This is a genomic window from Bradyrhizobium sp. 186 (genome assembly GCF_023101685.1).
In the GTDB taxonomy this organism is placed as follows: domain Bacteria; phylum Pseudomonadota; class Alphaproteobacteria; order Rhizobiales; family Xanthobacteraceae; genus Bradyrhizobium.
The window spans coordinates 5676101-5688881 of the sequence record NZ_CP082164.1 but is presented as its reverse complement, the minus strand read 5'-3'; the positions used below and the strand labels follow the sequence as shown (position 1 = coordinate 5688881).

Annotated in this window: 12 protein-coding genes; 3 read left to right on the top strand and 9 right to left on the bottom strand. The window is 64.9% G+C overall.

Features of this window, described 5'->3' with window-relative positions; genetic code table 11:
• Positions 1 to 118: 118 nt before the first annotated feature.
• The 3 genes from IVB18_RS27335 to IVB18_RS27325 form a co-directional block, all read right to left on the bottom strand.
• Positions 119 to 313: a hypothetical protein gene (locus tag IVB18_RS27335; protein WP_247983526.1), complete on the bottom strand. Its 195-nt coding sequence runs from the start codon at positions 311 to 313 to the stop codon at positions 119 to 121.
• A gap of 160 nt (positions 314 to 473) precedes the next feature.
• Positions 474 to 1097 carry an HAD family phosphatase gene (locus IVB18_RS27330; RefSeq protein ID WP_247983525.1) on the bottom strand — a complete coding sequence of 208 codons (624 nt, stop codon included), beginning with the start codon at positions 1095 to 1097 and terminating at the stop codon, positions 474 to 476.
• 9 nt (positions 1098 to 1106) lie between these two features.
• Complete coding sequence (locus IVB18_RS27325) at positions 1107 to 2234, bottom strand: alpha-hydroxy acid oxidase (RefSeq protein WP_247983524.1); 1128 nt, start codon at positions 2232 to 2234, stop codon at positions 1107 to 1109.
• 305 nt (positions 2235 to 2539) lie between these two features.
• Here IVB18_RS27325 and IVB18_RS27320 point away from each other — a divergent pair, with 305 nt between their 5' ends.
• A complete protein-coding gene (locus IVB18_RS27320) occupies positions 2540 to 3877 on the top strand; it encodes a S41 family peptidase (RefSeq protein ID WP_247983523.1) in 1338 nt (445 codons plus the stop codon).
• A 7-nt stretch (positions 3878 to 3884) separates the two neighbouring features.
• On the opposite strand, the gene IVB18_RS27315 is transcribed toward IVB18_RS27320, so the two are convergent.
• Positions 3885 to 5015, bottom strand: coding sequence for an IS630 family transposase (locus IVB18_RS27315; protein ID WP_247983522.1), 1131 nt, complete (start codon positions 5013 to 5015; stop codon positions 3885 to 3887).
• Between the two features lie 38 nt (positions 5016 to 5053).
• Here IVB18_RS27315 and IVB18_RS27310 point away from each other — a divergent pair, with 38 nt between their 5' ends.
• Entirely contained in the window at positions 5054 to 5335 is a 282-nt protein-coding gene (locus IVB18_RS27310) for a helix-turn-helix domain-containing protein (protein WP_247983521.1), read from the top strand.
• A 51-nt stretch (positions 5336 to 5386) separates the two neighbouring features.
• Here the strand turns inward: IVB18_RS27310 and IVB18_RS27305 are convergent, their stop codons facing one another.
• On the bottom strand, positions 5387 to 8107 hold the full coding sequence (locus IVB18_RS27305; RefSeq protein WP_247991742.1) for an EAL domain-containing protein: 2721 nt from the start codon (positions 8105 to 8107) through the stop codon (positions 5387 to 5389).
• Between the two features lie 196 nt (positions 8108 to 8303).
• On the opposite strand from IVB18_RS27305, the gene IVB18_RS27300 reads away from it, so the two are divergent.
• A complete protein-coding gene (locus tag IVB18_RS27300; protein WP_247991741.1) occupies positions 8304 to 8468 on the top strand; it encodes a Flp family type IVb pilin in 165 nt (54 codons plus the stop codon).
• Between the two features lies 1 nt (position 8469).
• Here the strand turns inward: IVB18_RS27300 and moaC are convergent, their stop codons facing one another.
• The 4 genes from moaC to IVB18_RS27280 are packed head-to-tail and all read right to left on the bottom strand — an operon-like array spanning position 8470 to position 12749.
• Positions 8470 to 8988, bottom strand: a complete 519-nt coding sequence (gene moaC / locus IVB18_RS27295) for a cyclic pyranopterin monophosphate synthase MoaC (RefSeq protein ID WP_247991740.1) — start codon at positions 8986 to 8988, stop codon at positions 8470 to 8472.
• 1 nt (position 8989) lies between these two features.
• Positions 8990 to 9811 carry an indole-3-glycerol phosphate synthase TrpC gene (gene trpC / locus IVB18_RS27290; RefSeq protein WP_247983520.1) on the bottom strand — a complete coding sequence of 274 codons (822 nt, stop codon included), beginning with the start codon at positions 9809 to 9811 and terminating at the stop codon, positions 8990 to 8992.
• Between the two features lie 7 nt (positions 9812 to 9818).
• Positions 9819 to 10832 carry an anthranilate phosphoribosyltransferase gene (gene trpD, locus IVB18_RS27285; protein WP_247983519.1) on the bottom strand — a complete coding sequence of 338 codons (1014 nt, stop codon included), beginning with the start codon at positions 10830 to 10832 and terminating at the stop codon, positions 9819 to 9821.
• 18 nt (positions 10833 to 10850) lie between these two features.
• On the bottom strand, positions 10851 to 12749 hold the full coding sequence (locus tag IVB18_RS27280; RefSeq protein WP_247983518.1) for a peptidylprolyl isomerase: 1899 nt from the start codon (positions 12747 to 12749) through the stop codon (positions 10851 to 10853).
• Positions 12750 to 12781 lie beyond the last annotated feature (32 nt).

Genomic DNA, 12781 nt, shown 5'->3' with positions numbered 1-12781 from the left:
CTCTGCGTTGGAAGATTAGTATCAGCTCCGGCGCGGCATACTCCGAAGAACGAGACAGACCGGGAGGAGCGTGGCCATGGCAAGGACGAGAATGACGAGAGCCACGGCCAGCATTCGGTCAGCTCCCCGACAAGTTGCCCGGACTGACGTCAGGCGCCGCGGGGCCCTGATCCCTGTCGGGCAGCGGGTCGGCCTGCGACTTGAGGTCGGCAGCCTTGCTGATCAGCTTTGCAGAAAGATCAGAATCCGAGGTGGTTCTGGCGAATTCAAGAAGAAGAGAGGCCTGCTTGGTGAGGTAGGTCTTGCCCAACACGATGATGCGTCCATCCGTAAAAGTCCCAACGGACTCAAGAGTCCGGATGCGGGCATTCCGTTCCAGGAACTCTGTGCAAAAATGCACAAAGTGATTTGGTTCCCGATCCCGGTTCCCGGAACTTCCGGCTGCCGCTGCTAAAGCCGCCACGGGGCTGGTGTCAGATCCCCAGCGCTTTCAATGCATTGCCAACATCACGGGGCGAGGTCACATGCACCGCGGTCAATCCGCACGCCCGCGCTCCCTCGATGTTCTCAGCGAGGTCGTCGAAAAACACGATACGCCTTGCCGACACGCCGATCGCGGCCACGACATGGTCGAAGGCTTCCGCGTCCGGTTTGCGCAGACCGATACTGGACGACAGGTACAGCTCGCGGAAATGGCCGAGCAGATCGGCATATTTCTTCGAGAAATGGTCGACATGCGGCCGGTTGGTGTTGGAGAAGGCGTAGAGCGGCATCTGCTTGGCCGCGCGCGGTAAAAGCTCGGCGATGTCGGGCATCTCGCCGGCGAAGATCGCGTTCCAGCCCTCCAGAAACTCCGCATCCGAAATACCGATTCCGAGCGAAGCGCGTAACGACTGGAAATAATCCTCGTCACTGATCTTGCCGACCTCGTGCAGCCGGTAGGCCTCGTCACGCACATAGCGCGCGACGATGGCCTCGGGCTTGCAACCGGCATGTCCCGCCCAGCAGGCGATCGCCCTGGAGAAATCGATGTCGAGCACGACGCGCCCGAGATCGAACAGAAGCGCATCCGCGCTGCCGGGAGAGAGCGGTGTCATTGCATCCTTTCAGTATCGATAGGGCTCGATGTCGAACAGCGGGAACGCGCTGAACACGCTCGGCGCATTGGTGGCAGTCGCCGCGTGCAGGCAGGACTTGTTGACCTCGGCGAACGAGGTGGTTCCCAGCAGGCCGAGGCAGCGCAGCACTTCGTCCTCCAAGAGCTCCAGCATCCGCGTTACGCCGGCTTCGCCGGCTGCCGCCAGCGCCCAGCATTGCAGCCGGCCGATGCCGACGAGGTCGGCGCCTGCCGCGATCGCCTTGACGATGTCAGTGCCGCGGCAGAAGCCGCCGTCGACCATGATCTTGGCGCGGCCCTTCACGGCCTCGACGATCTCGGGCAGCACATGCATGGCGCCGCGGCCGTGATCGAGCTGGCGGCCGCCATGGTTGGAGACGTAGATCCACTCGACGCCGTGATCGACCGCGATCTGTGCGTCCTCGGCGGTCGCGATGCCCTTGAGGATCAGCGGGATATTGAACTTGTCCTTGATCATCTTCACGGTCCGCCACTCCAGACCCTTCTGGAAGTCGCCGCCTGTGGCGCGCAGCCGGCTCTCGCGAACGTAACGCTTGGCGATGTCACGTTCACGACGGCTGTAATGGGCAGTGTCGACGGTCAGGCAGAAGCCGGCGTAGGTGTGCTTCACGGCGCGGCTGACGACATCCGCGACGAAGTCGTCGTCGCCACGGACATAGAGCTGGAACAGGCGCAGCGCATCCGGCGCGGCTTCGGCGGTCTTCTCGAGACCGGGCTCGGACACCGAGCTCAGCATGTGCGCCGCCCCGAAGGCGCCGGCGCCGCGTGCCACGCTGGCCGCTCCATCCGGATCGAAGATCTCCAGCGCGCCGACAGGGGCCAGCACCACCGGCAGGCGCATCTTGCGCCCGAACTGCTCGACGGAGCCGTCGACCTTGCGGACGTCGCGCAGCACGCGGGGCCGGAAAGCGATCTCGTCCAGCGACAGGCGGTTGCGGCGCATCGTGGTCTCGGTCTCGGCGGCGCCGACGATATAGTCCCAGGCGTTCTGGTTGAGGTTGGAGCGCGCCTTCCGGATCAGTTCGTGCAGGTTCTGGAACGGCTCGTTGCTGGCGCCGAGTTCGACGTTCCGTTGCGGCCGGAGCGCTTCGTTCATTGTTGCCTCCCGAGAATTTGAAGTCTTATGCCATCGCCTATCCCGTCCGGCGCTCCAAAACTATCCTAAAATCGCATAGCTGCGAGGCGTGGGGCGGCCGACCGATTCCCGCTTTGCGCGAGGCGGTCCGCGAACGTTGCCAAAAGTTTAGGCCAGGGCGAAGGGATTTTTGCGGCATACCCACCCGACGGGTACGCCGGCCTTGAAGAAACCAGAATGGTATTGTGAGAAACAGGCTGGATCGCCATTTGCATGGCGGCTCCCAAGCCCCAAGAGAACCGCTAAGCAAAAAGGCAAGCCTACCCATGCGGAAAACCCTGCTGTTCCCTCTGGGCGCGCTCACCGGAGCGTGTCTGACCCTCCTCGTATCCGGTCCGCACGGCGGACTATGGGCGGCACGGGCGGCAGCGGGCGCGGACGACGCCTATTCCCAGCTCAATCTGTTCGGCGAAGTCTTCGAGCGCGTGAAGGCGAGCTATGTCGAGAAGCCCGACAATGCCAAGCTGGTCGAAGGCGCCATCACGGGCATGGTGACCTCGCTCGATCCGCATTCGCGCTACATGAACGACAAGGCCTGGACCGAGATGCAGGAGACCACCTCCGGCGAGTTCGGCGGGCTCGGCATCGAGGTCACGATGGAGGACGGCCTCGTCAAGGTCGTTTCACCGATCGACGACACGCCGGCTTCCAAGGCCGGCATCATGTCCGGTGACCTCATCAGCAAGATCGACGGCGACGCCGTGCAAGGCATGACCCTCGAACAGGCCGTCAACAAAATGAAGGGCCCGGTCGATACCAAGACCAAGCTCACGATCGTGCGCAAGGGGGCCGATGCCCCGCTCGACATGGCAATCACGCGCGAGATCATCCATGTGCGCCCGGTGCGATTCCACGTCGAAAACGGCGACATTGGCTATATCCGCGTCACCTCGTTCAACGAGCAGTCCACCGACGGCCTGAAGAAGGCGATTGCGGCGATCTCCAAGCAGGTCCCGCCGGAGAAGCTCGCCGGCTATGTGATGGATCTGCGCAACAATCCGGGCGGACTGCTCGACCAGGCGGTCTCGGTGTCGAGCGCGTTCCTGCAGCGTGGCGAAGTCGTGTCGACGCGCGGCCGCAATCCGGAGGAGACCCAGCGCTTCACCGCGCATGGCGGCGACCTGACCAAGGGTAAGCCGCTGATCGTGCTGGTCAACGGCGGCTCGGCTTCGGCCTCCGAGATCGTGGCCGGCGCGCTGCACGACCACAAGCGCGCGACGCTGATCGGGACGCGCTCGTTCGGCAAGGGCTCGGTGCAGACCATCATTCCGCTCGGCGCGGGCAGTGGCGCGCTGGCACTGACCACGGCGCGCTACTACACGCCGTCGGGCCGTTCGATCCAGGCCCAGGGCATCGCCCCCGACATCGAGATCCTCCAGGACGTGCCGGCCGAACTCAAGGGTCGCGTCGACACCATGGGCGAGGCCTCGATGCGCGGCCATCTCTCGGCCGCTGACGGCTCCGAGCAGACGGGATCGCAGTCCTACGTGCCGCCGGAAGAGAAGGACGACAAGGCCCTGCATGCGGCCTACGACTTCTTGCACGGCGTTACCGTGAATGCCGCGGCCGCCAAGCCGGCGCCGAAGGCTGCGGTGCCGAACTAGTGGCTCATCACAGTGATTTTGACTCTTTGGCGACGGCTGGATAGGCGCGGCCGAGTTTGGCGCGGGCCTTGTCGGTTGTGAACATCCATTTGATGCGGGCTCGGGTTTTATTCCGCCGCTTTTGCCATGCTGCGATCTCGTTTCGGAGCCTTTTGGGGTCGTCGATGCGGCGGCCGAGGCACTGGCGCTGGAGCACGCTGATCTCGCACTCGACCATATTGAGCCAACTGGCGTGTTTCGGGGTGAAGTGGAATTCGAGGCGGCGCAGGATGCGACGGGCCTCGGCAGGCGCAAATGCTTGATACAACGCGCCGGCGGTATGGATCGACAGATTGTCCTGCACGAGGCGGATGCAGTCGGCGTCGGGATAATGGACGTCGACGAGTTCGCGCATGCAGTAGGCGTAGTCCACGGCGGCGCGGTGCTCGGTGACCTTGACGTTGCGCCAGCCACGATGCGGGTCGAAGGTAACGAAGAGATTGACGGTGCCGTTGCGGCGGTACTCGTAATCGTAACGCTCGCGCTGTCCCGGCTCGGCTGGAATCGGCTGACGGACCTCGCCGATGAGCTGGACGGGGGTCTCGTCGAAGCAGACCAGCGGCCGGACGGGATCCGGCGCCTCGGCGTAGAGGTCGAGCACGTCCTCCATGCGGGCGACGTATTCGCCGTCGACATAGGGGATGCACCACATGTCCCTGCGCCATGGCTTGAGGTCGTTCTCGGCCAGCCGGCGACGCACGGTCTCGCCCGACAGGCTGTCATGATCGGTGAGCTTGACCATCGTGTCCGCCAGCAGCGTCAGCGTCCAACGTTTGCGGCCGGCGGGCGGCTTGGCGCACGCCGTCGCCACCAGCAGGGCCTCCTCCTTGCCGGTCAATTTGCGCTCTGCGCCCGGACGCGGTTCCTCGCTCAAGGCCCGCTCCAGATTGCCTTCCACGAAGCGGCGCTTGGTCCGGCCGATGCTGGACAGGCTGACCCGGACAGACCGGGCAATCTCCGCGTCGCAACTGCCGGCATCGGCCGCCAGCAAAATCTGCGCCCGCTTGAGCTTGCGGGCAGCATGCTTCCCGCCGCCCAGCATCGCCGTCAGTTCGTCCCGCTCGATTTGGCTCAATTCGACCCGATAACGTACATTCATGCTTCGCCTCCTTGTCGGAGGCCGGGACGAATCCAGCGATGAGTCAAAAATCAGGCACGCACTTCACGGAGAAGCAGGGACACTACCTGGCCTTTATCTACACCTACGCGCACATGTTCGGACGCCCACCCGCCGAAACCGACATGCAGCGCCATTTCCGCGTCAGCCCGCCTTCGGTCCACCAGATGATCGTCACCCTCGAACGAAACGGCTTCATCCGACGTCAACCTGGCGTCCCCAGAAGCATCGAAATCCTCGTGCCGCCGGAAAGCTTGCCGATCCTCGAATGGCTCGGTATCAAAACGTCAAAATCACTGTGATGAACCACTAGGGCATGATCCGGAAAAGTGCGAAGCGATTTTCCGGATCCTCTAGCCCGCCTCGCGACGGCGGCTCCCGGCGTGGCCGTGTTGGGCAAGCCGGCTGCGATGCAGCGCGAACAGCTCCATGACCTTGTCGGCCGGCTTCGCCGCGCTGAACAGATAGCCCTGCATTTCGGAGCAGCCGAGCGCGCGTAACAGGCGCTGCTGCTCCTCGGTCTCGACGCCTTCGGCCGTGGTGGTCATGCGGCGGGCGCTGGCGAGGTTGACGACGGCCTGCACGATGCTGGCGGAGCCGTCGGGGCCGGCGATGTCGCTGACGAAGCAGCGGTCGATCTTGATCTTGTCGAACGGGAAGCGGTGCAGATAGCTCAGCGATGAATAGCCGGTGCCGAAATCGTCGAGCGCGATGCGCACGCCGATGGCACGGAGCTGATGCAGGATCGCCAGCGCAGTGTCGTCGTCGCGGATCAGCACCGCCTCGGTGATCTCGAGCTCGAGCCGGCTCGCCGGTAGATTGGAGGCGGCGAGCGCCGCCATGATCTTCAGCGCCAGCGTGCCGCTCTTGAACTGCACCGGCGAGACGTTGACGGCGAGGCGGATATTATCGGGCCAGGCGGCTGCGTCTCGACAAGCGGTGGCCAGCACCCATTCGCCGATCTCGTTGATCAGCCCGGTATCCTCGGCGATCGGGATGAATTCGGCGGGTGAGACCATGCCGCGCTCGGGATGGCGCCAGCGCACCAGCGCCTCGCAGCCGGTGATGCGATCGTCCTTCAGGCTGAGGCAGGGCTGGTAATAGACTTCGAGGCCGCCATGGGCGATGGCGTAACGCAGGTCGATCTCCAGCTGCCGCCGCTCGCGGACCTTGGCGTCCATCTCCGGCTCGAAGAAGCGATAGGTGCGGCGTCCGGCGGCTTTGGCCGCGTACATCGCCATGTCCGCGTTCTTCAGGATCTGGTCCAGCGCCGTTCCATGTCCCGGTGCCAGCGCGATGCCAATGCTGGCGTCGGTAGTGACATGATGGCCCATGCAGTCGAACGGCGAGCGAATGGCTTCGAAGACCCGCGCGACGAGATCGGTAACCTGATCCAGCGAGGTCACCGCGCTCTGCACGATGGCGAACTCGTCGCCGCCGAGCCGCGCCACGAAGTCCGTCGGGCCTGCGCACCGGCTGAGACTCGACGCCACCGACCTCAGGAGCTCGTCGCCGACGAGATGTCCCAAGGCGTCATTGACGCCCTTGAACTCGTCGATGTCGATGTAGTGCACCGCGAGCTCCTCGCCGTGGACGATGCCCGCCAGCTCTTCGCGCAGGTGCTCGTGGAACATGGCGCGGTTGGGCAGGTCGGTCAGCGCGTCGTAGTGGGCGAGGTGGGTGATGCGCTCTTCGATGCGGCGCCGCTCGGTGATGTCCTCGTGCGTCGCCACCCAGCCGCCATCGGCGACAGGCTCGTTGACCACCTGGATCGAGCGGCCGTCGGAGGTATTGACCACCATGGAGTTGCGCACATGGATGTCGCGCAGCACGCGCGCGACGTATTGGTCGACATTGCCGGTGAAGGAACCGGTCGCCTTGCGATGCGCGATGATGTCGTGGAAGCTGCAGCCGGGCTTCACCACCTCGGCCGACAGTCCGTACATTTCGATATAGCGCTGGTTGCACACGACGAGCCGCTGCGAAGCATCGAACAGCAGGAGGCCCTGGGTCATATTGTTGACGGCGCGGTCGAGGCGCTGCTTTTCCAGCGTCAGCCGCTCCCGGGAGGCGCTGTGCTGCTCCAGCAGTTTGCGCACGATCGCGATCAGCACGCCGGCAATGGCGAGCGCGGACGCGCCGGCGACCGAGATCAAGATGCCGATCTGCTCGCGCCAGTCCGTTAGCGCTGCCGCGCGCGTTGTGGTGGCCATCATCAGAATCGGGAAGTGGGGCAGGGCCCGCGCGGAAATCAGCCGATCGTCGCCGTCGACCGGACTGATGAAGCGCCCGGCGAAGTGATCGAGCCCGAAGATCCTCTGCTGTGCGAACGCCCCCGTCTTGAAGTTCCGCCCCATCAAGTCGCTGGCGTGGGGATAACGGGCGAGCAGCGTACCGTCGCGATGCAGCATCGAGATCGTGGCGCCTTCGCCGAGCACAACGGACTCGAAGAATTTCTCGAAATTGGCCGGCTCGATGCCGCGCCCGACGACGCCCATGAACTCGCCGTTCGGTCCCACGATCTTGCGGACGATGAGGATGGTCCAAGCGCCGGAGATGCGGCTGTGCAGTGGCTCGATCAGGATGTCGGGCGAATAGGGATCATATCGGAAGGTGCGGAAATAGGCGCGATCGGCAACATTGACCTTCGGTGCCGGCCATGTCGTCGACGAATTGATCACGTTGCCTTCGGCATCGATGATGTTGACGCCACCAATGTAGGGCAGGGCCTCGATCTTCGAGCGCAGCATCCGGTGGACGTCCTGGCCCGAGAGGCGCTTGCGATAATCCTCCGCGGTGGTGATTCCGGTCGCGCGAACGTGGTCGACGAAGTCCTTCTGGATGACAGCGAAATCCTGCAATTGCTGATCGAAATGATGCGCGAGCAGCAGCACGGTGTTATCGAGCTCGCGGCTGCTGTTGCGCAGCGCGCGTTCGCGAAAGTTCTGCGCCATCAGCGTTGCGCCGATGGCGATCGCGGCGATCAGGAATATCCCACCCACCACCAGCCAGCGGATCGGCCCGCTGCGCACGAGCGCTGCCTGGTCGAAGAGGCGACTGCCGATTTTCGTCATGATCTCGATCGCTGTCGTGTACACGCCAGGATCAATTCTTGATCCCGGAAACACCCGCTGGTTTACGGGAACGATGTGGAGCAGAAGTTAGGAAGCGCGGTTAATGCAGGATGAATCGGCGCGCGCAAATGCAAGCGATGTGCGGAGCGCGAGACGTGCAGGGATTGCCGCAAGGTCTCGCGATGCCGGTCAGTTCCTGCCGGCCATCGTGCTGAATTTTCTCGCCGACGAATCCGGCGCAACCGCGATCGAATACGGCCCGATCGCGGCCGGCATCGCGCTTGCCATCATCACCGTGGTGAACGGCATGGGCAGCAAGCTCAGCGCAAAGTTCGGATCGATCAGCTCGTCGTTGAAGTAAATCAGGCGCGGTAGTGCCCCGACTTGCCGCCGAGCTTCTCGACCAGATGGATGCCTTCGATGTGCACGCCGCGTTCGACCGCCTTGATCATGTCGTAGATGGTGAGGCAGGCGACCGACACCGCCGTGAGCGCCTCCATCTCGACGCCGGTCGGGCCCGTAACCTTTACGCTGGCGCGAACCAGGCAACCCGGCAGTTTCGCGTCGGGCTCGATGTCGACCGTGACCTTCGACAGCGCCAGCGGATGGCAGAGCGGGATCAGCTCCGAGGTGCGCTTGGCCGCCATGATGCCGGCGATGCGCGCGGTGCCGAGCACGTCGCCCTTCTTGGCGTTGCCCGAGACGATCAGTTCAAGCGTCGCCTTGCTCATGACGACGCGCCCTTGCGCGACCGCGAGCCGCTCGCTCGCGGGCTTGTCCGACACATCGACCATCCGCGCCTCGCCGGAAGCGCCGATATGGGTGAGGGCAGATTTGGCCATTGTCTTCGCGGACTTGGTCTTCGATGGCTCGCGCGCCATGTCAGCGCGTGCCCGTCGCACGCGCGGCGTCCCCGCGCGCGAGCAGCATGAGGGTCGCCGCGGTCACGTCGGCCTGCCGCATCAGGCTCTCGCCGACCAGGAAGGTCGACATGCCGACGCGTTCGAGGCGGGCGAGGTCCGCCGGCGTGAAAATGCCGCTCTCGCCGACCATCAGCCGTTCCTGCGGAATCAGCGGCGCCAGCGTCTCGCTGGTCGTAAGCGTGGTCTCGAAGGTGCGCAGGTTGCGGTTGTTGACGCCGATCATTGGCGAGCGGAGCTTTAGCGCCCGGTCGAGCTCGGCGCGGTCGTGGATTTCGATCAGCACGTCCATGCCGTAGGCGAGGGCGGCGTCTTCGAGATCCCCAGCGGTCGCATCGTCGAGCGCCGCCATGATGATGAGGATGCAATCCGCGCCATGCGCGCGCGCCTCGACCACCTGATAGGTGTCGAACATGAAATCCTTGCGCAGCACCGGCAGCGATGTCGCCGCGCGCGCCGCCACCATGAAGTCGAGATGGCCCTGGAACGAGGGCGTATCCGTCAGCACCGACAGGCAAGCGGCGCCGCCGGCCTCATAGGCCTGGGCGAGCAGCGGTGGATCGAAATCGGCGCGGATCAATCCCTTCGATGGCGAGGCCTTCTTGACCTCGGCGATCAGCGCGTAATCACCATTGGCGTGCTTGGCCCGGATCGCGCGCACGAAGCCGCGCGGCGCGGGTTGTGCCTTGGCGTTCGCCTCGACAGCCGACAGCGGCTGCGCGCGCTTGGCGGCTGCGATCTCCTCGCGCTTGTAGGCTTCGATCTTGGTCAGGATGTCGGACATGGGAAACTCAGCCGTTGGAGACCGCGATCAGATGCTTCAGCCGCGCGCTCGCCGCGCCGGTGTCGAGCGACTTGGCGCCGATTGCAACGCCCTCCTTGAGGTCCTTGGCGCGCCCCGCCACGACCAGTGCGGCGGCGGCGTTCAGCAGCGCGACGTCGCGGTAGGGGCTCGGCTTGCCGTCGAGCACGCTCTGCAACGCGATCGCATTGGCGTCGGCGTCGCCGCCTTTGAGCGCACCCGCGTCGCAGCGCGAAAGGCCGGCTTCCTCCGGCGTCACCTCAAAGTTCCTGATTTCGCCGTTGTGCAGTGCGGTGACGAAGGTCGGGCCGGTGAGGGTGATCTCGTCGAGGCCATCGGAGCCGTGCACGACCCAGGCGGATTCGGAGCCGAGATTCTTCAGCACCTGCGCCAGCGGCTGCACCCATTGCCGCGAGAACACGCCGACCATCTGCCGCTTCACTCCGGCCGGGTTGGACAGCGGTCCGAGCAGGTTGAAGATCGTGCGTGTGGCGAGCTCGACCCGGGTCGGGCCGACGTTCTTCATGGCCGGGTGGTGAGCGGGGGCGAACATGAAGCCGATGCCGCATTCGCGCACGCAGAGTCCGACCTGCTCGGGCCTCAGATCGATCTTCACGCCGAGCGCAGCCAGCACGTCGGCCGCTCCCGAGCGCGACGACAGCGCGCGGTTGCCGTGCTTGGCCACCGGCAGGCCGGCGCCCGAGACGATGAAGGAGGCGCAGGTCGAGACGTTGACCGAGCCGGAGCCGTCGCCGCCGGTGCCGACGATGTCCACGGCCTCAGGCGGTGCCGTCACGGTCAGCATCTTGGAGCGCATCGCCGAGACTGCGCCGGTGATCTCGTCCACGGTCTCGCCGCGCACCCGCAGCGCCATCAGAAGGCCGCCCATTTGCGAGGGCGTGGCCTCGCCGGACATCATGGCGTCGAAGGCGGAAGCCGCTTCGTCACGCGACAGGCTGGCGCCGGTCGCCACTTTTCCAATGATCGATTTCAGGTCGTCCATCGCGTGCTTTCAACTGCTTTACTGGTTCGCGCCCGTCACCTGCGCGAAGGCGGCCTGATTAATGGTGGTCCCGATGTCGGTTTCAAGCTTGTTGACGTAGGAAGCGACCTGCTCCTCGGTCAGCGCGCGGTCGAGGCTGTCCTTCAGTTTCTTGACGGCGTCGGAGGCGGCGTCGGCCGCGGGATCGATGATGTCGGTGACGCGGAAGACGATGACTTCGCTGCCGCCGTTCACAGGCGTCTGTCCGACACCGCCCTTGGCGGTGCGGAAGGCGGCCGAAACGACGGCTGCGGGCACGCCGGCGGGCGTGTCGTCGCGCTTGAAGCCGGTGGTGGTCTCGACCTTGGTGCCGATTGCGGCGGCTTCATCAGCGAGCTTGCCGCCCGGCTCGAGCTTCTGCACCATCTCGGTCGCCTTGGTCTTGAGCTTGGCGGCGACCTGGTCCTGGCGCCAGCGCGCCTCGACCTGGTCGCGGACCTCATCGAGATTGCGGTCGCGCGAAGGCGTGATCGCGATCACGTCGTACCAGACATAGCCGCCGCGGAACGAGATCGGATCGTTGTCGATGCCGACGTCGCTGTTGAAGGCCTGCGAGACGACGTCGAGGCCCTGCGGGATGTTGGCGACGGGCTGGCCGTTGGGCGCGCGACCGGAGCGGTCGACCGCCTCGACGGTCACTGCCGTGAGCCCGAGCTTCTGCGACGCGTCGATCACGCTGGCGCCGCCGCCGCGCTCGTCTTCCATCTTGTCGCGGAGCTCCGCGACCTTGACGCGCGCGCGCTCGGTGGCGATCTCGCGCTTGATGTCGCCGACGAGGCTGGCGTAGTTCGCCTCGACACCCGGCTCGATCTTGTCGACCTTGACGATCGCCGTGCCGAGACCGCCCTGGATCGGCTGGCTGATCTCGCCCGCGGGAAGCGCGAAGGCGGCGTCTCCGACCGCAGGGTCGAGCGCGGACTTGGTCACGAGCCCGAGGTCGACGTCGGAAGCGCTCAGCCCACGCTCCTTGCCGAGATCCTCGAACGACAACCCGCCGGCGAGCCGTTCACGCGCGGTCTGCGCCTCGGTCGCGTTGGGGAATACGATCTGGTGGATCTGTCGCTTCTCCGGCGTACCGAGTCGGTCCTTGCGCTGGTCGAACAGCTTTTTCGCGTCGTCGTCGGAGACGTCAGTCCACTTGCCGATCTCCTCCGGCGAGATCACGACGAAGGCGATTTTGCGAAATTCAGGCGCGCGGAACTGGACCTTGTGATCCTCGAAATAGGCTGCCAGCGCCTCGGGCGAGGGCGCGTCGATCTGACCTGCCTGCGCGGCGTCGAGCCTGACAAACTCGATCGCGCGCCGCTCGTTCTGGAAGCGCGTCAGCACGTCGATCATCGCCTTCGGCGGCTCGAGGCCGGCACCGATCGTGCCGGTGATCTGCCGGCGCAGCGACACCTTACGCTGGTCGGCGACGTAACGCTGCTCGGTGTAGCCGAAATTGCGGATCACGGCCTGGAAGCGGTTCGGATCGAAGTTGCCACCGACGCCCTTGAAGTTCGGATCGCTCATGATGAACTGGCGGATCTGGTCGTCGGACTGGCCCAGCCTGAGCCGGCGCGCCTCTTCATCGAGGGCTGCTTCCGCGATCGCCTGCTGGAGCACCTGACGGTCGAGCCCGAACGAGCGGGCCTGGTCAGGGGTGAGGGGCCGGCCGAACTGGCGGCTGATCTGCTGAAGGCGGTCGGTATAGGTCTGCCGGAACTCGTTCAGCGAAATCTCGGTGCCTCCGACCTTGGCCACCGTGGACTGCCCGAAGCCTTTGAAGATGTCGGCGATGCCCCAAACGCCGAAACTGACGATCAACACGCCCATCACCACGGCCATAATGGTCTTGCCGAGCCAGTTTGATGAGGCCTTGCGCATTCCTCGAAGCATTTGGTCCAACTTGTTTGGCAGGAGGGGAACGG